General features: G+C 73.1%; 2 protein-coding genes. Both read right to left on the reverse strand.

The features are described 5' to 3' along the window. Positions 1–19: 19 nt before the first annotated feature. Entirely contained in the window at positions 20–12838 is a 12819-nt protein-coding gene (locus ACWD11_RS30035) for an SDR family NAD(P)-dependent oxidoreductase (RefSeq protein ID WP_451286739.1), read from the reverse strand. 11 nt (positions 12839–12849) lie between these two features. Then, positions 12850–23334 (reverse strand): type I polyketide synthase, encoded by a 10485-nt coding sequence (locus ACWD11_RS30040; protein WP_451286741.1) that lies wholly within the window; start codon positions 23332–23334, stop codon positions 12850–12852. Positions 23335–23341 lie beyond the last annotated feature (7 nt).

Here is a 23341-nt window from a genome sequence, read left to right on the forward strand (position 1 = left end):
TCGAGTCGGCCGGATCGGTTCACGCTGTCCCCAACTCGCTGTCGAGGAGGTCGAACAGTTCGTCGTCCGTGGCGCCGTCCAGGTCGTCGTCCTCCGCCGGGTCGGCGGCGGTCGCCGCGCCCTCCAGGGCCGCCAGCAGCGCCCGGAGCCGGTCGGTGACACGGTGGCTGACGACGTCGTCGGAGTCGGCCGCACCGATGACCCGCTCCAGCCGCTCCAGCTCCGCCGCGAGGGTCGGCGCCGTGTCGGCCGCCTCGGCTAGCGGGAGCTGGGAGCGGATCTGCCGGGTGAGGGCGGTGGGGGTGGGGTGGTCGAAGACGAGGGTCGCGGGCAGGCGGAGGCCGGTGGCGGTGTTGAGGCGGTTGCGCAGTTCCACCGCGGTGAGCGAGTCGAAGCCTAGGTCCTTGAAGGGGCGTTCGGCGTCGACGGCTTGCGGGTTGGCGTGGCCGAGGACGGCGGCAACATGCGAGCGGACCAGGTCCAGGAGGAAGCGCTCCCGTTCGGTCTCACTGAGGCGGGCCAGGCGCTCCGCGAGCGAACTCGCATCCCCGGCCGCCCCCGTCGAGGCCGCTACCCTCCGAGTCACGGCCGGCGGACGCACCAATCCCCCATACAGCCCCGGCAGCACACCGCGGGCGGCGAGGGAGCGGAGTTCGGTGAGATCGATGCCACTGGCCACCAGCAGCCCCTCGTCGAGGCGCAGAGCCTCGTCGAAGAGGGCGAGGCCGTGCTCGGAGGAGAGCGGGACGAGTCCGCCTTGGGAGAGGCGGGCGCGGTCGCGGTTCTCCATGTGGCCGGTCATGGCACTGGCCTGCTCCCAGTAGCCCCAGGCCAGGGAGGTGGCGGGCAGGCCCTGGGATCGGCGGTGCTGGGCGAGCGCGTCCAGGAAGACGTTCGCCGCCGCGTAGTTGGCCTGGCCCGGCGCACCGAAGATACCGGAGGCGGAGGAGTAGAGCGCGAACAGGGCGAGGTCGCAGCCCTCGGTCAGCTCGTGCAGGTTCACGGCGGCCTCGGCCTTCGGCCGCCAGACCGTCGCCAGCTGCTCCGGGGTGAGCGAGGTCAACACGCCATCGGCCAAGACGCCGGCCGCGTGGACGACACCGGTGAGCGTACGGCCCTCCAGCAGGGCGGCGAGCTGGTCACGGTCGGCGGCGTCACAAGCAGCGACGGTCGCGGTCGCGCCCAACTCCTGAAGTTCAGCGACGAGTTGCTGAGCGCCCGGGGCATCCGGGCCGGTGCGGCTGGTCAGCAGCAGGTTCCGTACGCCGTACTCGGTCACCAAGTGACGGGCCAGGAGCGCGCCGAGGGTGCCGGTACCGCCCGTGATCAGAACCGTGCCCTCCGGGTCGAGGACCGGGGGCATGGTGAGCACCACCTTGCCGACGTGCTTGGCCTGGCTCATGAACCGGAAGGCCTCCGGAGCCCTGCGCACATCCCACGCCCGCACCGGCAACGGCTCCAGCACACCCGCCGCGAAGAGGGACATCACCTCGGCCAGGATCTCGCCCATCCGTTGCGCCCCCGCCTCGCCCAGTTCGAAGGGCGCGTACTTCATGCCCGGATTGGCCTGCGACAACCGCTCAGGGTCACGCAGATCCGTCTTGCCCATTTCGACGAACCGGCCCTGAGGAGCGAGGAGTTCGAGGGAGGCATCGACGAACTCGCGGGCGAGGGAATTCAGGACGACGTCCACGCACTCGGCACTGAACTTCATCCGGAAGTCCAGGTCCCGGGAGGAGGCGATCCGGTCGTCCGTCAGACCCAGCCCTCGCAGCACATCCCACTTCCCAGGACTGGCCGTAGCGAGGACTTCCGCGCCGAAGTGCCGCGCCAGCTGGATCGCCGCCATACCGACCCCACCCGCACCCGCATGCACCAGCACGGTGTCACCCCGCTTGAGGCCACCCAGGTCCACCAGGCCGTAGTACGCCGTCAGGAAGACGACTGGGACGGACGCCGCCTGCTCGAACGACCACCCCTCCGGGATCGGCACCACGAGCCGGGCGTCGGCGACGACCAGCGGAGCGAACGCGTGCGGGACGACCCCCATGACTCGGTCGCCCGGGGCGACATGGGTGACCCCCTCGCCGACCTCGACCACCACGCCCGCGCACTCGCTCCCCAGGATGGGCTGTCCGGGGTACATCCCGAGACTGATCAGGACGTCGCGGAAGTTCATTCCGGCGGCCCGGACGGCGATGCGGACCTGCCCGGCGGCAAGCGGCTCGGCCGCCTCCGGAGCCGGCACCAGCGCCAGCCCGTCGAGCGTGCCGGAGGCCACGGTGTCCAACCGCCAGGCCCGTTCACCAGCGGGGGAAGTCAGCGCAGTACCGGAAGAAGCGCGCGCCAGCCTCGGCACCAGGACATCCCCGCCCCGCACCGCGAGCTGCCACTCCCCCGCCTCCAACGCCGCCGACACACCCTCGGCGACAAGATCAGCGCCCAACTCCGAGGCCGGGTCCAGGTCAAGCAGCAGGAACCGACCCGGATTCTCCGACTGCGCCGACCGGACCAGCCCCCACACCGGAGCGGCCACCAGATCCCGTACGTCCTCACCCTCACGCGCCGCCACAGCGCCCCGCGTCACCACCACCAGCCGGGTGTCGCTCAGCCCTTCGTCCGCCAGCCAGTCCCGCAGCAGCGCCAGGACGTCCGCCGTCACCTGCTGCGCGGCCCCGGCGAGCCCGTCAGCCCCGTCCACCGGCGGAACACAGACGAGCACCACCTCGGGCGCTGGTACACCGGCCTCCATCACCACTCGCACCCCGCCAAGATCGGGGTACGAGTCCACGGCCATTCCGGCGCCTTGGACGGCAGCGCCGACGCCGTACGGATCCTCCGCACCGAGCACGGCCCATACCCCGGCCCCGGTGACCTCCTCGGGAACGGGCAAGGACGCCCAGTCCATACGGAAGAGGTCGTCGGCCTCCCTGCCCGGGCCATCGCCCAGCGCCGTAGCCGGGCGCAGTACCAGCGAGCGCACCTCGGCAACCGGCTGCCCCGTACCGTCGGCCACCTCCACAGCCAGCGCATCCTCACCCGCCGCACTGATCCGCACCCGCAACCGGTCAGCCCCCGCCGCGAACAGCGAAACACCCGTCCAGGCAAACGGCAGCCGCAACACCTCCCCACCACCGAAATCGCCGTAACCATTGGCATGCAACGCCGCGTCCAACAACGCCGGATGAACCCCGAACCGCGCCGCCTCCGCCCGCTCCGACTCACCCAACTCAACCTCGGCGAACACCTCGCCACCGCGCCTCCAGGCCGTACGCAGACCCTGGAACGCGGGGCCATAGCCGTAACCGGCAGCCTCGGCGCCCGCGTAGAAGCCGGACACATCGAGCGGGTCCGCACCCTGCGGGGGCCAGACGGTGAGGTCGGTCGCGAGTGGCTCGACCGTCTTCGCTCCGAGCACCCCCTCGGCGTGCCACGTCCACGGGGCGTCCGGCTCCGCGCCCTCCGCGCGGGAGTGCACGGTCACTGCCCGGTCCCCGCTCTCGTCCGGTACGCCGACGACCACTTGGAGGTGGATGGCGCCGCGCTCGGGGAGGAGGAGGGGGGCGTGCAGGGTGAGTTCGGTGAGGTGGCCGCAGCCGACCTCGTCCCCGGCGCGGATCGCCAGTTCGACGAACCCGGTACCGGGGAAGAGGACCGTGCCGGTTACGGCGTGGTCGGCGAGCCAGGGGTGCGTACGAAGAGACAGTCGGCCGGTCAGGACCAGCCCTCCGTCAGCGGCGAGGCTCACCGCGGCCCCCAGCAACGGGTGATCCGCGGCGGCCAGACCTGCGCCGCTGACATCAACGGTGCCTGCACCACCGGACTCCAGCCAGTAGCGCTGGTGTTGGAAGGCGTAGGTGGGCAGGTCGACGCGGTGCACGGTACGGCCCGCGTAGACGGCGGACCAGTCGATGTCGGTGCCGTGCACCCACAGTTCGGCGGCGCTCGCGAGGAAGCGGGCGTTCTCCTCCTCGTCCCGACGCAGGGTACCGACGACCGTGACCGACTGTTCCGCCGCCTCCGCGATCGACTGCACGCCCATGATGAGGACGGGATGGGCGCTCACCTCGCTGAATCGAGAGTGGCCCTGTTCGAGGGCTACTTGGACCGCTTCGGTGAAACGCACCGGCTGGCGCAGGCCCTCGTACCAGTACGAGGCGTCCATCGTCGTCGTGTCGAGCACCCCGCCGGTGACAGTGGAGATGAGCGGGATGCGGGAGGTCTGCGGTGTCACCGGGGCGAGGGCTTCCAGCAGCTTGGCCTTGATGTCCTCGACATGGGCGGAGTGCGAGGCGTAATCGACCGGAACCCGCCGCGCACGAACACCATCGGCCTCCGCCGCCGAGGCGATCTCCTCCAGGGCTTCCGGATCACCGGCCACCACCGTGGCGTCCGGACCGTTGTAAACCGCTATCGAGACCCTCTCGCCATACGACGACACCCACTCCGATGCCTGCTCCGGACCGGTCGCCAGCGACAACATCCCACCACGACCCGCCAGTTCATCCCGGATCGCAGCCGAACGCAGCGCGACCACCCGGGCCGCGTCCTCCAGGCTCAGCGCACCGACCACCACCGCAGCCGCGATCTCCCCCTGCGAGTGACCGATCACGGCCGCCGGAGTCACACCGAAGGACTCCCAGACAGCTGCCAGCGACACCATGACCGCCCACAACACCGGCTGGACCATGTCCACCCGCTGCATCCAGGCATCGTCATCGCCCTTCAGCACCTCGCTCAACGACCAGTCCACGAACGGCCCGAGCACCGCCTCACACTCGACGATCCGCGCCGCGAACACCGGCGAGGACTCCAACAACCCCCGCCCCATCCCCAACCACTGCGACCCCTGCCCCGGAAACACGAACACCGGCGCACCCGAAGCCACAGCCGTACCCGACACCGCATTACCCGCGACAGCACCCGACGCCAGCGCCCCCAGCCCAGCCGTCAGTTCGGCGCGCTCCCGCCCCCACACCACCGCCCGATGCTCCAGCGCCGTACGCCCCGAGATCAGTTGCCACCCCACGTCCAGCGGATCGCCCGTGACTCCCGCCAGCCGACCCGCCTGCACGGCCAACGCCCCCGCACTCCGCCCGGACAGCAGCCAAGGCACGACCGGCGAGCCCGACAGCCCTTCCGGGCCGGACACCACCACCGGTCCCGGTTCCGAGGCGGCGGGCGCCTCCTCCAGAATCACGTGCGCGTTGGTCCCGGAGATGCCGAAGGACGATACCCCGGCCCGGCGCGGGTGACCGTTCGCCGCCCAGTCCCGCTCCTCGGTCAGGAGCCTGACCTCACCCGTCGTCCAGTCGACGTGCGGGCTCGGCTCGTCCACGTGCAGGGTGCGGGGCAGCACGCCCGCCCGCATCGCCATCACCATCTTGATCACACCCGCGACGCCCGCCGCGGCCTGGGTGTGCCCGATGTTGGACTTCACCGATCCCAGCCAGAGCGGCCGTTCCGCGTCCCGGCCCTGGCCGTAGGTGGCCAGCAGCGCCTGCGCCTCGATCGGGTCGCCGAGCGTCGTGCCCGTGCCGTGCGCCTCCACCACGTCGATGTCGGTCGGCGAGAGACCCACGGTGCCGAGTGCGGCACGGATGACGCGCTGCTGGGACGGACCGTTGGGCGCCGTGAGGCCGTTGGACGCGCCGTCCTGGTTGATCGCCGAGCCGCGCACCACGGCGAGGACCCGGTGCCCCTTGGCGAGGGCGTCGGAGAGCCGCTCGACCACGAGGACGCCGACACCCTCCGCCGGACCGAAGCCGTCGGCGGCCGCCGCGAACGCCTTGCAGCGGCCGTCCGGCGAGAGACCGCGCTGACGGCTCAGTTCCACGAAGCCCGTGGGCGTGCACATCACCGTCACACCGCCCGCGAGTGCCATGTCGCACTCGTCCTGGCGCAGCGACTGCACGGCCAGATGCAGCGCCACCAGTGACGACGAACAGGCCGTGTCGACGGTCACCGCCGGTCCCTCCAGGCCGAGTTGGTAGGCGACGCGGCCGGAGGTGACGCTGGACATGTTGCCGGTGCCGAGGAAGCCCTCGATGCCGTCCGGTACGGCGTTGAGTCGCGCCACGTACTCGGAGGCCAGGGCCCCGGCGAAGACGCCGGTCCGGGTGCCGCGCAGGGAGCCGGGGGCGATGCCCGCGCGCTCCACGGCCTCCCAGGAGGCTTCGAGGAGGAGCCGCTGCTGCGGGTCCATCGCCAGCGCCTCGCGCGGTGAGATCCCGAAGAACGCGGCGTCGAACCCGGCCGCGTCCGCCACGAACCCGCCGCCCCGGACATACGTCTTGCCCTGGGCCTCGGGGTCGGGGTCGTAGAGGTCGTCGTCCCAGTCACGGTCCTGCGGGAAGGCGGTGATGGCGTCCTCCCCGGCGCGCACCAGCCGCCACAGTTCCTCCGGGGACTCGATGCCGCCGGGGAAGCGACAGGCCATGCCGACGATCGCGATCGGCTCGTCCGCCAGGCCACCGGTGACCGCCGTGCGAGCGACGGCGCCCGGCTCCTGGGCGGCGGGCAGCCCGGATATCTCCGAACGGATCTGTCGGGTGAGGGCGGTGGGGGTGGGGTGGTCGAAGACGAGGGTCGCGGGCAGGCGGAGGCCGGTGGCGGTGTTGAGGCGGTTGCGCAGTTCCACCGCGGTGAGCGAGTCGAAGCCTAGGTCCTTGAAGGGGCGTTCGGCGTCGACGGCTTGCGGATTGGCGTGCCCCAACACCGCCGCGACGTGCGAACGGACCAAGTCCAGCAGGAACCGCTCCCGTTCGGGCTCGCTCAGGCCGGCCAGCCGCTCCGCGAGCGAACTCGCATCCCCGGCCGCCCCCGTCGAGGCCGCTACCCTCCGAGTCACGGTCGGCGCACGCACCAAGCCCCGCAGCAACGTCGGCAGCACGCCACTCGCCGCATGGGCGCGCAGCTCCGCAAAATCCAGCGGGCTGGCGAGGAGCGACCCTTCGTCCAAGCTGTGGGCTCGGTCGAAGAGGGCCAGGCCGTGCTCGGAGGAGAGCGCGATCAGGCCGCCTTGGGAGAGGCGGGCGCGGTCGCGGTTCTCCATGTGGCCGGTCATGGCGCTGGCCTGCTCCCAGTAGCCCCAGGCCAGGGAGGTGGCGGGCAGGCCGTGGGATCGGCGGTGCTGGGCGAGCGCGTCCAGGAAGACGTTCGCCGCCGCGTAGTTGGCCTGGCCCGGCGCACCGAAGATACCGGAGGCGGAGGAGTAGAGAGCGAACAGGGCGAGGTCGCAGCCCTCGGTCAGCTCGTGCAGGTTCACGGCGGCCTCGGCCTTCGGCCGCCAGACCGTCGCCAGCTGCTCCGGGGTGAGCGAGGTCAACACGCCATCGGCCAAGACGCCGGCCGCGTGGACGACACCGGTGAGCGTACGGCCCTCCAGCAGGGCGGCGAGCTGGTCACGGTCGGCGGCGTCACAAGCAGCGACGGTCGCGGTTGCGCCCAACTCCTGAAGTTCAGCGACGAGTTGCTGAGCGCCTGGGGCATCGGGTCCGGTGCGGCTGGTCAGCAGCAGGTTCCGTACGCCGTACTCGGTCACCAAGTGACGGGCCAGGAGCGCGCCGAGGGTGCCGGTGCCGCCCGTGATCAGAACCGTGCCCTCCGGGTCGAGGACCGGGGGCATGGTGAGCACCACCTTGCCGACGTGCTTGGCCTGGCTCATGAACCGGAAGGCTTCCGGAGCCCTGCGCACATCCCACGCCCGCACCGGCAACGGCTCCAGCACACCCGACTCGAAGAGGGAGACGACGGTCCGCAGGATCTCGCTCGCGCGGTCCAGGCCGCCGTCACCGGGGCTGTAGGCAAGGTAGGTGACACCGGAGCGCTCGGCGGCGACCTCTTCGGCGTCCCGGATGTCGGTCTTGCCCAGCTCCAGGAATCGGCCACCGTGAGGCAGCAGATCGAGGGAGGCGTCGACGAACTCCCGGGCGAGGGAGTTCAGGACGACGTCCACACCCTTGGCACTGAACTTCTCCCGGAACTCGAGATCCCGAGAAGAGGCGATCCGGTCATCCGTCAGACCCAGCCCCCGCAGCACATCCCACTTCCCAGGACTGGCCGTGGCGAGGACCTCGGCTCCGAAGTGCCGGGCCAGCTGGATCGCCGCCATACCGACCCCACCCGCACCCGCATGCACCAGCACGGTGTCGACCCGCTGGACGGCGGCAAGGTCCACCAGGCCGTAGTACGCGGTCAGGAACACCACTGGGACGGACGCCGCCTGCTCGAACGACCACCCCTCGGGAACAGGCACCACCACCCGGGCGTCGGTGACCGCGAACGGCCCAAGGCCGCCCGTCACGAAGCCCATGACACGGTCGCCGACGGCGAGATGAGTGACCCCCTCGCCGACCTCGGCCACCACGCCCGCGCACTCGCTCCCCATCACGGTCTGACCGGGCACCATGCCCAGACCGATGAGGACGTCCCGGAAGTTGAGGCCCGCGGCCCGGACGGCGATGCGCACCTGTCCGGCGGCAAGCGGCGCGGTCGCCTCGGGGACCGGCAAAAGAGTGAGCCCTTCCAAGGTGCCGGAGGCCACGGTGTCCAGCCGCCAGGCCCGCTCCCCGGCCGGCGGAACCAGCGCAGTACCGGAAGAAGCGCGCGCCAGCCTCGGCACCAGGACATCCCCGCCCCGCACCGCGAGCTGCCACTCCCCCGCCTCCAACGCCGCCGACACACCCTCGGCGACAAGATCAGCGCCCAACTCCGAGGCCGGGTCCAGGTCAAGCAGCAGGAACCGACCCGGATTCTCCGACTGCGCCGACCGGACCAGCCCCCACACCGGAGCGGCCACCAGATCCCGTACGTCCTCACCCTCACGCGCCGCCACAGCGCCCCGCGTCACCACCACCAGCCGGGTGTCGGCCAACGCATCGACCGCCAGCCACTCCTGCACCAAGGCCAGCGCATCCGCCGTCACCTGGCGAGTGCTCTCGGCCAGCCCTTCCCCGCTGTCCGTCGACGAGACGCAGACCATGGCGACCTCGGGTGCCGGAACCCCGGCGTCGAGGACCGCACGCAGCCCCTCGATGTCCAGATAGGAGTCCACGGCGAGCCCGGCGCCTTGGACGGCAGCACCGACGTTGTACGGATCCTCCGCACCGAGGACGGCCCATACCCCGGCCCCGGTGACCTCCTCGGGAACCGGCAGAGACGTCCAGTCCACACGGTAGAGATCGTCGTCCTCCGCGCCCCGGCCGCTGCCCAACGCAGCCGCCGAGACCGGGCGCAGTACCAGCGAGCGCACCTCGGCAACCGGCTGCCCCGTACCGTCGGCCACCTCCACAGCCAGCGCATCCTCACCCGCCGCACTGATCCGCACCCGCAACCGGTCAGCCCCCGCCGCGAACAGCGAAACACCCGTCCAGGCAAACGGCAGCCGCAACACCTCTCCGCCACCACCGAAATCGCCGTAGCCATTGGCATGCAACGCCGCATCCAACAACGCCGGATGAATCCCGAACCGCGCCGCCTCCGCCCGCTCCGACTCACCCAACTCAACCTCGGCGAACACCTCGCCACCGCGCCTCCAGGCCGTACGCAGACCCTGGAACGCGGGGCCATAGCCGTAACCGGCAGCCTCGGCGCCCGCGTAGAACCCGGAGATGTCGACAGCCTCGGCGCCCGGGGGCGGCCATGCGGTGAGCCCGATGCCGGGCGAGTTGACCGGCGCCGGGCTGAGCAGGCCCTCGGCGTGGAGGGCCCACTCCTGGTCGGGCACGGAGCCTTCGGGCCGGGAGTAGACCGTAAGTCCGCGCTCGCCTTGGGCGCCGGGGGCACTGACGACGACTTGAAGGTGGACGGCGCCTTGCTCGGGGAGGAGGAGCGGGGCTTGGAGGGTGAGTTCGGTGAGGTGGCCGCAGCCCACCTCGTCCCCGGCCCTGATCGCCAGCTCGACGAACCCGGTGCCAGGGAGGAGAACACTGCCCGCAACGGCGTGATCCGCAAGCCAAGGGTGCGTACGAAGAGACAGCCGGCCAGTCAGGACCAGCCCTCCGTCAGCGGCGAGGCTCACCGCGGCCCCCAGCAACGGGTGATCCGCGGCGGCCAGACCTGCGCCGCTGACATCGGCGGTGCCTGCACCACCGGACTCCAGCCAGTAGCGCTGGTGTTGGAAGGCGTAGGTGGGCAGGTCGACGCGGTGCACGGTACGGCCCGCGTAGACGGCGGACCAGTCGATGTCGGTGCCGTGCACCCACAGTTCGGCGGCGCTCGCGAGGAAGCGGGCGTTCTCCTCCTCGTCCCGTCGCAGGGTACCGACGACCGTGACCGACTGTTCCGCCGCCTCGGCAATCGACTGCACGCCCATGATGAGGACGGGGTGGGCGCTCACTTCGCTGAAGCGAGAGTGGCCCTGTTCGAGGGCTACTTGGACCGCTTCGGTGAAGCGCACTGGCTGGCGCAGGCCCTCGTACCAGTACGAGGCGTCCATCGTCGTCGTGTCCAACACATCGCCAGTCACCGTGGAGATCACCGGAACCCGCGAGACCCGCGGTGTCACCGGGGCAAGTGCCTCAAGCAGCTTGGTCTTGATGTCCTCGACATGGGCGGAGTGTGAGGCGTAATCGACCGGAACCCGCCGCGCACGAACACCAGTGGCCTCCGCCACCGAGGCGATCTCATCCAGGGCCTCGGGATCACCGGCCACCACCGTGGCGTCCGGACCGTTGTAAACCGCTATCGAGACCCGATCCCCGTACGGCGACACCCAAGCCGAAGCCTGCTCAGCACTCGTCGCCAGCGACAACATGCCACCACGACCGGCCAGTTCATCCCGAATCGCAGCCGAACGCAGCGCGACCACCCGGGCGGCGTCCTCCAGGCTCAGCGCACCGACCACCGCAGCAGCCGCGATCTCCCCCTGCGAGTGACCGATGACAGCCGCCGGAGTCACACCGAAGGACTCCCACACAGCAGCCAGCGACACCATGACCGCCCACAACACCGGCTGGACCATGTCCACCCGCTGCATCCAGGCATCGTCATCGCCCTTCAGCACCTCGCTCAACGACCACTCCACGAACGGCCCCAGCGCCGCCTCACACTCCCCGATCCGCGCCGCGAACACCGGCGAGGACTCCAACAACCCTCGCCCCATCCCCAACCACTGCGACCCCTGCCCCGGAAACACGAACACCGGCGCACCCGACGCCACAGCCGCACCCGACACCGCATTACCCGCGACAGCACCCGACGCCAGCGCCCCCAGCCCAGCCGTCAGTTCGGAGGTCTCCCGGCCCCACACCACCGCCCGATGCTCCAGCGCCGTACGCGAAGCCCACAGGCTCCACCCCACGTCCACCGGTTCACCCGACACCCCCGCCAACCGACCCGCCTGCGCAGCCAACGCCCCCGCCGTACGCCCCGACACCAGCCACGGCACCACCGCCGACCCCGACAACCCCTCAGGACCCGAAGCCACCACCGGCCCCGGCTCCGACTCGGCCGGCGCCTCCTCCAGGATCACGTGCGCGTTCGTCCCGGAGACGCCGAAGGACGACACCGCGCCGCGGCGGGCCCGGTCGCCCTGGGGGACCCACTCGCGGGGTTCGGTGAGCAGCCGTACGTCGCCGGAGGTCCAGTCGACGTGCGGGGTGGGCTCGTCGACGTGGAGGGTGCGCGGGAGGACGCCTTCGCGGAGGGCCATCACCATCTTGATGACGCCGGCCACACCCGCGCAGGCACCGGAGTGGCCGATGTTCGACTTGATCGACCCGAGCCACAGCGGCCGGTCGGCGTCCCGGCCCTGGCCGTAGGTGGCCAGCAGCGCCTGCGCCTCGATCGGGTCGCCCAGCGTCGTGCCCGTGCCGTGGGCCTCGACCGCGTCCACGTCGCGCGGGGTGAGGCGGGCGCTCTCCAGGGCCTGCTGGATGACGCGGCGTTGGGCCAGTTCGCTGGGGGCGCTGAGGCCGTTGCTGGCGCCGTCCTGGTTGGTGGCGGAGCCGCGGATGACGGCGAGGACGCGATGGCCGTTGCGGCGGGCGTCGGAGAGGCGTTCCAGGAGGAGGACGCCGACGCCCTCGGACCAGATGGTGCCGTCCGCGGCGGCCGCGAAGGCCTTGCAGCGGCCGTCGCGGGCGAGGCCGCGCTGGCGGCTGAAGCCGATGAAGCCCGACGGGGTGGGCATGACGGTGACGCCGCCGGCGAGGGCGTAGTCGCACTCGCCGTTGCGCAGGGCCTGGACGCCGAGGTGGGTGGCGACGAGGGAGGAGGAGCAGGCGGTGTCGACGGTGACCGCGGGGCCCTCCAGCCCCAGGACGTAGGAGACGCGGCCGGAGACGACGGCGGTCATGTTGCCGGTGACGAGGAAGCCCTCGATCTCCTCGGGGACGGAGTCGAGGCGTGCGGCGTAGTCGGAGGCGACGGCTCCGGCGAAGACGCCGGTGCGGGTGCCGCGCAGGCCGGCGGGGACGATGCCGGCCCGTTCGATGGCTTCCCAGGAGGCTTCGAGGAGGAGCCGCTGCTGCGGGTCCATGGCCAGGGCCTCGCGCGGTGAGATGCCGAAGAACTCGGGGTCGAAGTCGGCGGCGTCGTGCAGGAAGCCGCCCTCGACGACGTAACTCTTGCCGTAGGCGTCGGGGTCGGGGTCGTACAGGTCCTCGTCCCAGCCCCGGTCGGTGGGGAAGGGGGTGATGCCGTCGACGCCGTCGGAGACCATGCGCCACAGTTCCTCGGGCGATGCGGCGCCGCCGGGGAAACGGCAGGCCATGCCGACGATCGCGATGGGGTCCTGGTCCTTGGCCTCGAGTTCGCGCAGCCGCTGCCGGACCTGGGAGTAGTCGGCGGTGACGCGCTTGAGGTATTCGCGGAGCTTGTCTTCGTTGGTCGGCATCTCGGTTACTCCTAGGCTCCAAGCTCGCGGTCGATCAGGTCGAACATCTCGTCGTCGGTGACGGAGTCGAGGGCGGTGTCGTCGATGACGCCCTCGCCGGGGCTGTCGCCCGTGGGTGTGGTGTTGCCGGTCCATCGCCAGAGCACGGACTGGAGACGCTTGACGACGCGGGCGCGGGCGGCGTGGTCGGTGAGGTCGGTCTCGACGGCCGCGAGGGCGGTGTCGAGCCGTTCGATCTCGGCCAGGACGCGGTCGGTACGGTCGGTGGCGGGGCCGCTGTCGGCCAGGCGCAGCCGCTCGTCGAGGTGGGCGGCGAGGGTGGCGGGGGCGGGGTAGGTGAAGACGAGGGTGGCCGGGAAGTCGAGACCGGTCTCGGCGCCGAGGCGGTTGCGGAGCTGGACGGACATCATCGAGTCGAAGCCGACCTCCTTGAACTGCCGTTGGGCGTCGACGGCGTCCGCGGAGTCGTGGCCGAGGACGGCGGCGGCTTCCCGGCGTACCAGGTCGGTGAGGTGGCGGAGGCGTTCGTCGGCGGTGAGGCCGGCGAGCCTGGTGAGGAGGGCGTCGCCGCCGTCCGGGTCGGTGCCCTGGGCCGCGCCCGCGGCGCCGCGGCGGCGGGTCGGGCCGGCGGGTACGAGTTCCCGCAGTTCCGGGGGGAGGGTGCCGGCGGCGGCGTGGCGGCGCAGGTCCGTCGGGTCGAGCCGGGTGGTGACGAGCGGCGGCAGGCTCAGGTGGAGGGCGGCGGCGAGGACGCGGGCGGCGGACGGGGGCGCGGCTTGCGGGGCCGGGTCCGGTTCGGGTGCCGCGGGTGCCTTCGTACGGCGGTCCCAGGGGGCGCTGGTGACGAGGGCGACGGGGAGTCCGGCGGCGTGGCGGTGGTGGGCCAGGGCGGTGAGGCGGGCGTCGGGTGCGGCGGCGAGTACGGCGAAGGCCCCGAGGGCGCGGTCTGTGGTCAGTTCGTGCAGGTGGAGAGTGGTCGTGGGGTCGGCCGCGGTGTCGACGACGGCGGTGAGCGGCTGCTCGGCGGGCAGGGCGTCGAGGAGTCCGGCGAGCCAGCCGCGGTCGGTGGGGTCGCCGGTGGCCCGTTGCAGGGTCACTCCATGGCTGCGGAGCAGGTCGGCGTCGAGGGCGGTGGTCAGTTCGGTGAGGGGGTCGGTGGCGGGGGCGGCGATGAGCAGGGTGCGGACGGCGCGTTCGGTCACCAGGTGGTGGGCGAGGGCCGCGGCGGGGGCGCCGTCGCCTGCGGCGGTGAGCAGGACGGTGCCGTTCAGGGGCGGGTGTTCCTCGGTGGTGGGCAGGGGCAGGCGGCGGGCGCGCGGTACGAGGAGTGTGCCGTCGCGCAGGGCGAGGGCCGGTTCCGCGGTGGCGTGGGCGGTGCGCAGGGCGTGCGGCAGGTCCGGTTCCGGGGCGGCGTCCAGGTCGAGGTGGACGACGCGGCCGGGGTGTTCGGCCTGGGTGCGGCGGACGAGGTGGTGGACGGCGGCGCCCGCCGGGTCGGTCGCGACGGTTCCGGAACCCTGGGTGGCGACGCCTCCGCGGGTCACGACGGCCAGCCGGATGTCGGTCAGTCGTTCGTCGGCGAGCCAGCGGTCCAGGAGGGCCGCGGCACGGTCCTCCTCGGCTTGGATCGCGGGGGTGGGGGCGGCCGGGTCGCGGGTGGCGGCGGGGAGCAGGACCCACTCCGGTGCGGGTACGCCCGCGTCGAGGACGGCGAGGAGGCCGTCGAGGTCCGGGTGGTCGCTGACGGGGTGGCCGCCGTCCTGAAGGGCGGCGGCGAGGTCGAGCGGGTCGTCCCCGAGGACGGCCCAGGTGGCGAACTCGTCGCCGGGCACGGTGGTTTCCGGCTCGGTCAGCGGGGTCCACTCGATGTGGAGGAGGACGTCGTCGGCGGTGGCCGCGGCGGCGAGCTGCTTGGCGTCGACGGTGCGCTGGACCAGTGCGGCGACCTCGGCGACGGTACGGCCCGCCGGGTCCGCGAGCAGGATCCGGGTGCTGTCGGGGCCCACGGGGGTGAGGCGGACCCGGAGTTCGGTGGCACCGGTGGCGTGCAGGCGTACGTCGGTCCAGGCGAAAGGCTGCCGCAGGGCGGTGGCAGCGGAGGCCGGGGCGGTGGCGCTGGAGGCCGGGGCAGCGGGGGCCGGAGCGGTGACGCCGAGGGCCGGGACCGGGGCGCCGGAGGCGGAGGCCGGGGCCGTGACGCCGGAGGCCGGAACCGGAGCGCCGGAGGCGGAGGCCGGGGCCGTGACGCCGGAGGCCGGGACCGGAGCGCCGGAGGCGGAGGCCGGGGCCGTGACGCCGGAGGCCGGGACCGGAGCGCCGGAGGCGGAGGCCGGGGCCGTGACACCGGGGGCTGCGGCCGTGGCGCCGGGGACCGGGACCGTGGCAGCGGGAGCCGGGGCCGTGACACCGGAGGCCAGGGCGGTCGTGGCGGGATCGGTGGGTTGCGTCAGGGCGCCCGCGTGGAGGGCGGCGTCGAAGAGGACGGGGTGGAGGCCGTAGCGCTGGGCCTCGGAGCGGAGTGTCTCGGGGAGGGCTACGTCGGCGTAGATCTCCTCGCCGAGCCGCCAGGCCGCGCGCAGGCCGCGGAAGGCGGGGCCGTAGCCGTACCCGGCGGCCTCGGCGGTGTCGTAGAAACCGGTGACGTCGAGGGGTTCGGCGCCGAGCGGCGGCCAGGTGGTCAGGCCCGCCGGTTCCGGTTCGGAGCCGGTCTCGGGGCGTACGACTCCTTCCGCGTGGCAAGTCCAGGGCTCGTCGTCGGGGCCGCTCTCGGGGCGGGAGTGGATCGCGACGGTGCGTTCGCCGTCGGCGCCCGGGGCACCGACGGTGACCTGGATCCGTACGCCGCCCCGCTCGGGCAGGACCAACGGGCTGCGCAGGACGAGTTCGCGCAGGTGGCCGCAGCCCGCTTCGTCGCCGGCGCGGACGGCCAGCTCGGTCAGGGCGGAGCCGGGGAGCAGCGCGGTGTCGAGCACCCGGTGCTGGCCGAGCCAGGGGTGGCCGTGGGCGGCGAGCCGGCCGGTGAGCAGCAGGGTGTCGTCGTCGGCGGGGTGGACGACGGCGCCCAGCAGGGGGTGGCCGGTGTCGGTGAGGCCCAGGCCCGCGGGGTCGCCCGTGGCGCCGGCGGGGGCGGTGAGCCAGTAGCGGCGTCGCTGGAAGGGGTAGGTGGGCAGGTCGACGCGGCGTGGGGCGCGGCCGGTGTGCAGGGTGGTCCAGTCGATGTCGGCTCCGGCGGCCCAGAGGGTGGCGGCGGCGGTCGCGAACCGGTCGGGTCCGCCTTCGTTGCGGCGGAGGGTCCCGGTGACGGCGGCGGACCGGTCGGCGGCGGCGGCGGTTTCCTCGATGGCGGCGGTGAACACGGGGTGCGGGCTGACCTCGATGAAGGTGGTGTGGCCGAGGTCGAGCGCGGCCTCGACGGCGGTACGGAAGGCGACCTGCTCGCTCTGGTTGCGGTACCAGTAGGCGGCGTCCAGGGCGGTGGGGTCGTAAGGGCCGCCGGTGACGGTGGAGAGGAAGGCGGCGCGGGCGGGCCGGGGTTCGAGGGTGCCGATGGCGGCGAGCAGGTCCTCCTTCATCTCCTCCATGTGGGGTGAGTGGGAGGCGTAGGAGTGGGCGACGCGGCGGCACCAGACGCCGTCCGTCTCCAGCTCGGCGATGAGGTCGGCCAGCGCCTCGTGGGTGCCGGCGACGACGGTGGAGGAGGGTCCGTTGACGGCGGCGACGAAGAGCGTGCCGTGCCGGGCGGCCAGCCGCGCGGTGATTCCCTCGGCGCCCTCGGCGACGGACACCAGGCCGCCGCGTTCCTGGAACGGCACGCCGAGCGCCGCGCGGGCGGTGCTGATGCGGGCCCCGTCCTCCAGGCTCAGCGCCCCGGCGACGACGGCGGCGGCCAGTTCGCCCTGGGAGTGGCCGATGACGGCGGAGGGCGTGACGCCGAGGGCCTCCCAGACGGCCGCCAGTGAGATCATGACCGCCCAGAGCACGGGCTGGATGATCTCGACGTGCTCCGTCCACTCCGCCCAACGGGAACCGGGTGCAGGGCCGTTGAGCAGGTCGGTGAGCCGCCACTCGACGTACGGCGCCAGGGCCGCCTCGCAATCGGCGACGCGGGCGGCGAAGACGGGGCTGGTGGCGAGGAGTTCACGGCCCATGCCGAGCCACTGCGAGCCCTGCCCGGGGAAGACGAACGTGACACCGCCGGCGGAGCCGGCACGCCCGGTGACGACGAGACCGGCGGCGTCGGTGTCCGCCGGGGTGCCGCGCGTCCGGGCTTGCCTATCCGCCGCGAGGGCGCGGGCGGCGCCCAGGAGGGCGGTGCGGTCCCGGCCGAGGAGGACGGCGCGGTGTTCGAGGGCGGCGCGCTGGGTCAGCAGGGCGTAGGAGACGTCCGCCGGGTCGTCGTCACCGGAGGCCAAGTGGTCGGCCAGCCGGGCGGCTTGGGCGCGCAGTGCGTCGGCGTCGCGTGCGGACAGGGGCCACGGCGGGGGCCCGTCCCGCCAGACCGGCTCGCCGGAGCCGGGCGGCCGCACGGCACCGGCCGCGTCCTGCGGTTCCGGGGCCTCCAGGATGACGTGCGCGTTGGTGCCGCTGATCCCGAAGGAGGAGACGCCCGCGCGGCGGACCCGGCCCGTCTCCGGCCACGGCGTCGGCTCGGTGAGCAGGGCGACGTCACCGGCGGTCCAGTCGACGTGCGGGGTGGGCTCGTCGACGTGCAGGGTCTTGGGCAGTACGCCCGCCCGCATCGCCAGCACCATCTTGATGATGCCGGTGGCCCCGGCGGCGGCCTGCGTGTGGCCGAGGTTGGACTTCACCGAGCCGAGCCACAGCGGCCGGTCCGCCTCCCGGCCCTGACCGTAGGTGGCGAGCAGCGCCTGCGCCTCGATGGGGTCGCCGAGGGTGGTGCCGGTGCCGTGCGCCTCGACGGCGTCGATGTCGGCGGTGGTGAGTCCGGCGCCGTCGAGGGCGGCCCGGATGACGCGCTGCTGGGAGGGGCCGTTGGGGGCGGTGAGGCCGTTGGAGGCGCCGTCCTGGTTGATCGCGCTGCCCTTGACGACGGCGAGGACGCGGTGGCCGTTGCGGCGGGCGTCGGAGAGCCGTTCGAGGAGCAGCATGCCGACGCCCTCGGCGGGGGCGAAGCCGCCTGCGTCGGAGGAGAAGGCGCGGCAGCGGCCGTCGGCGGACAGTCCGCGCTGACGGCTGAACTCCAGGAAGATGGAGGGCGAGGGCAGGACGGTGACGCCACCGGCGAGCGCGAGCGAGCACTCGCCGCTGCGGAGGGCCTGCGCGGCGAGGTGCAGCGCGACCAGCGAGGAGGAGCAGGCCGTGTCGACGGTGAGCGCCTGGCCTTCGAGGCCGAGCGTGTAGGCGACCCGGCCGGAGGCCACGCTCGCGGAGTTGCCGATGCCGAGGAAGCCTTCCAGGTCCTCCTGTCCGGGGCCGTAGGCGCCGGCGTAGTCGAAGGCGACGAGGCCGACGAAGACGCCGGTCCTGCTGCCGCGCAGGCTGTGCGGGTCGATCCCGGCCCCTTCGATGGTCTCCCAGCTCGATTCGAGCAGGAGCCGCTGCTGGGGGTCCATGGCGAGGGCTTCGCGCGGCGAGATCCCGAAGAACCCGGCGTCGAAGGTGTCCGCGCCGGTCATGAAGCCGCCCGCGCGGCCGTAGGTGCTGCCGGGCCGCTCGGGGTCGGGGTCGTAGTAGTCCTCGATGTCCCAGCCGCGGTCGTCGGGGCAGGGCGTGATGGCGTCGCGGCCCTCGGCCAGCAGTTCCCACAGCGCTTCGGGCGAGTCGACCCCGCCGGGCAGCCGGCAGCCCATGCCGATGATGACGACCGGGTCGTCGTCGAGGTCGCCGCCCGGCCCCGTGGCCGTTGTCGCGCTGCCGTTCTCCTCCGTCTCCGGCAGGAGGTGGGTGAGGAGGTGGCGGCCGAGGGCGGTGGTGGTGGGGTAGTCGAAGACGAGGGTGGTGGGCAGCCGCAGCCCGGTGTGGGCGATGAGCCGGTTGCGCAGGTCCACGGCGGTCAGCGAGTCGAAGCCCAGCTCCTTGAACGGCCTTTCGGGGTCGATGCGTTGGGCGGAGGCGTGCCCGAGCGCTCCGGCCACATGGCCGCGTACGACGTCCACCACGGCCCGCTCCCGGTCGCGGGCGGGCAGCGTGGCGAGCCGGGTGGCGAGGTCGTCGGCGTCGGCCGTACGGTCGCCGCCGACGACCCGGCCGGCGAGGGCCCGGCGCACGTCGGGGAGGTCGGCGAGCAGCGGGCTGGGGCGGTTGCCGGTGAAGGCGGTGGCGAAGCGGTCCCACTCCACGTCCAGTACGGCGACGGCACCGGCGGGATCGGTGCCGCCGAGCACGGCCCGGCGCAGCGCGGCCACGGCACGCGCGGGGTCCAGCGGCACCAGACCGGCGCGCCGCACCCCGCTCTCCACGACCTGCTCCCCCGCCATGCCCGCTCCGGCCCAGGGCCCCCAGGCGACGGAGGTGGCGGGAAGCCCGTCGGCCCGGCGCCGCGCGGACAGCGCGTCCAGGGAGGCGTTGGCGGCGGCGTAGGCGGCCTGGCCGAGGGTGCCGACGGTGCCGGAGACGGAGGAGAACAGCACGAAGGCCGACAGGTGGTGACGTGCCGTCAGTTCGTGGAGGTGGTGGGCGGCGGCCGTCTTCGGACGCAGGACCCGGCGCAGTGCGTCCTCGGTGAGGGAGGCCGCCACGCCGTCCTCGACGATTCCGGCGGTGTGGACGACGGCGGTGAGCGGCAGCTCCTCCGGGATTCCGGCCAGAACCTCGGCGAGCCGGTCCCGGTCGGCGGCGTCACATGCGGTGACCGTCACCTGGGTTCCCGTAGCGCGCAGTTCGGCGGCGAGGGCGTCGGCGCCGGGCGCCTCGGGCCCCCGTCGGCTGAGCAGCAGCAGATGGTCGGCGCCCGCATCGGCGAGGGCCCTGGCGACATGGGCGCCGAGCGCGCCGGTGCCACCCGTGATCAGGACGGTGCCGCGCGGCGGCCACTCCCCCTCCTCCCGGGCACCACCGGTCGCCCGCACGAGCCGCCGGGCCAGCAACCCGGAGGAGCGCACGGCGAGTTGGTCCTCGCCTCCGGCGCCGCGCAGGGCGGAGACGAGCAACCGGCCGGTCCGCTCGTCCAACGTCGCGGGCAGGTCGACGAGACCGCCCCACAGATCGGGCAGCTCCAGCCCTACGACCCGGCCGAGCCCCCAGAGCGAGGCGCCGCCCGCGTCGGGCGCGGCGTCGGAGGGTGCGGCACTGACGGCACCCCGGGTGGCGCACCACAGGGGCGCGTCGGTCCCGGCGGCGGTGAGGGCGTGCAGCAGGGCGACGGTGGCGGTGACGGCGGGCGCGAGCCCGTCGGCGTCGGGGGCGAGGGCGGCGGGGTCGCAGCCCAGGAGGGAGAGCACACCGGTGTACGGGGCGCCCTGGGCGGGCCGTTCGGCCCAGTCCGTGCCGGTGAGCGGAACGGTCAGGGTGACCGGCTCGATCCCGGCCGCGGTGAGGGCGGCCAGGACGGCGGCCTGGAACGCCGGATCTGCGGGGGCCTCGGGAACGGCAACGAGCCAGCGCCCGGCGGCCGTCACCTCCCTACCGGTCATGGGCTTCCACGTCACCGTGTAGCGGAGTCCGTCGACCGCACTCTGTTCCCGCCGACGCCGACGCCAGGCGGCGAGCGCGGGCAACGCCTCGCGCAGAGCGGCATCCGTGCCGTCGTGACCGGCGTCCACCGCCTCCGCGACCGCGACGACGTCCTCCCGCTCCACGGCCTCCCAGAACCGGAGCTCCTCGGGGTCCTCGGGTGCCGTTGCGGGGGTGCCGGCGGACTCCAGCCAGTAGCGCTCGTGCTGGAAGGCGTAGGTGGGCAGGTCGACGCGGTGCGGGTTGCGGCCTTCGAAGAGGGCGGCCCAGTCCACGTCGACACCGCTCGCCCACAGCCGGGACACGCCCTGCGTGAACGTCTCCACCTCGCCATGGCCCCGCCGAGTGGCCGGGACGAACAGCCCCTCGACGCTCTCGGCACCCATCGCGGTCAACGTGGCGTCGGGGCCCAGCTCCAGGAACTTGTTCACCCCTACGCCGGCCAGCCACGCCATCCCGTCCGCGAAGCGCACGGTCTGACGGACGTGCCGTACCCAGTACTCCGGGGTGCGGATCTCCTCGCCCGCCACCCGGCCCGAGAGGTTCGACACCACCGGGATGCGGGGCTCGGCGTAGTCGACGCTCGCGGCCACCTCGGAGAAGTCGGCCAGCATCGGCTCCATCAGGGAGGAGTGGAAGGCGTGCGAGACCGCCAGCCGCCGCGTCTTGACCCCGGCCGCCGTCAGCCGCTCCCGCACCTCCTCGACATCCGCCTCGGCTCCCGAAACCACCACCGAGGTCGGCCCGTTGACGGCAGCCACATCAACCCCGTCCGCGTGGACGTCCTCGACACCGGCCTGCACCGCGAGCATCGCCCCACCGCCGGGCAACGCCTGCATCAACGAACCGCGGGCGGCGACCAGGCGACAGGCGTCCTCAAGGGAGAACACCCCCGCCACATACGCGGCGACCAACTCACCGATGGAATGCCCCATCACGAAGTCGGGACGAACACCCCACGATTCAGCGAGCCGGTACAGCGCCACTTCCACCGCGAACAACCCGGCCTGCGTGAACACGGTCTGGTCCAACATGTCGGTATCAGTCGCCAACACGTCCGCCAGCGACCCGGGCAACAGCCCCTCGAACCCGGCACACACCTCATCCAACGCCCGCGCGAACACCGGGAACTCAGCCGCCAGCTCCGCCCCCATCCGCGCCCGCTGCGACCCCTGCCCCGTGAACAACACCGCAAGGCGACCGTGCACCACACCGCCGCTGGACTCCACCGAAGCCAGCCCCGCCGTCAACTCCGCACGGTCCCGCCCCCACACCACCGCCCGATGCCCCAACCCGGCCCGACCGGTCGCCAGCGACCACCCCACATCCACCGGATCCAGCCCACCGACCACCCCGGACAACCGCCCGGCCTGCGCCACCAACACCTGCGCCGAACCGGCCGACAACACCCACGGCAGCACCCCACCCACCCGAGGCGCAGACTCAACCGCCTCCGCGACCTCCGGTGCCTGCTCCAACACCACATGGGCGTTCGTCCCGCTGATCCCGAAGGCCGACACGGCAGACCGGCGCGGGCGGCCCGTCTCGGGCCAGTCGATGCCTTCGGTGAGGAGTTCGACGGCGCCTGCCGTCCAGTCGACGTGCGAGGTCGGCTCGTCGACGTGCAGGGTGCGCGGGAGCACTCCCGCCCGCATCGCCATCACCATCTTGATGACACCCGCGACACCGGCCGCGTACTGCGTGTGCCCGATGTTCGACTTGACCGACCCCAGCCACAACGGCCGCTCCGGGTCCCGGCCTTGGCCGTACGTCTCCAGCAGCGCGTGGGCCTCGATCGGGTCGCCCAGCGTCGTCCCCGTGCCGTGGGCCTCCACCGCGTCCACGTCGGCGGCGGTCAGCCCGGCGTTGTCGAGCGCGGCACGGATCACGCGCTGTTGCGACGGCCCGTTGGGCGCCGTGAGGCCATTGGACGCGCCGTCCTGATTGATCGCCGTACCCCGCACCACCGCCAGCACCTGGTGGCCGTTGCGCTGCGCGTCCGACAGGCGCTCCAGCAGCAGCACGCCCGCGCCCTCACCCCAGCCCGTGCCGTCCGCAGCCGCAGCAAAGGACTTGCAGCGACCGTCCGCGGCCAGCCCGCGCTGACGGCTGAACTCGACGAAGGTGAACGGGGTGGGCATGACGGCGGAGCCGCCCGCGAGGGCCATGTCGCACTCGCCGCTGCGCAGCGCCTGGACGGCCATGTGCAGGGCGACCAGGGAGGAGGAGCAGGCGGTGTCGACGGTGACGGCGGGGCCCTCGAAGCCGAAGGTGTAGGCGACCCGGCCGGACATGACGCTGGAGGTGCTGCCGGTCAGGGCGTATCCCTCGGCGCCCTCGGGGAGGCGGGCGCCTCCGACGCCGTAGCCGGAGTGGCCGCCGCCGACGAAGGTGCCCACCGGTCGGCCGCGCAGCCGGGCCGGGTCGACGCCGGCCCGTTCGAGGAGTTCCCACGACGTCTCCAGCAGCAGCCGCTGCTGCGGGTCCATGGCCAGCGCCTCGCGCGGGGAGATGCCGAAGAGGTCGGCGTCGAAGTCGGCGGCGTCGTGGAGGAAGCCGCCTTCGCGGACGTAGGAGGTGCCCGGGCGGTCCGGGTCGGGGTGGTAGAGGGTGTCGAGGTCCCAGCCGCGGTCGGCGGGGAAGGCGGACATGGCGTCCGTGCCCGTCTCCACGAGGTGCCACAGGTCCTCGGGCGAGCGGACGTCGCCGGGGTAGCGGCAGGCCATGGCGACGATCGCGATGGGCTCCCGGGCGGCCGCCAGGAGCTGCCGGTTCTGCTTGCGCAGCCGTTCCGCCTCGGTCAGCGAGGCGCGCAGGGCGGCAACGACCTTGTCGTTCCTGTCATTTCCGTGCGCGGTGGTCATGTCGCCT

It is taken from the genome of Streptomyces sp. NPDC002776 (assembly GCF_053592195.1).

Bases quoted from the DNA above. Each gene is read 5' to 3' on its own strand.
- ACWD11_RS30035 (WP_451286739.1), bottom strand. From the start codon at position 12,838: ATGCCGACCAACGAAGACAAGCTCCGCGAATACCTCAAGCGCGTCACC.
- ACWD11_RS30040 (WP_451286741.1), bottom strand. From the start codon at position 23,334: ATGACCACCGCGCACGGAAATGACAGGAACGACAAGGTCGTTGCCGCC.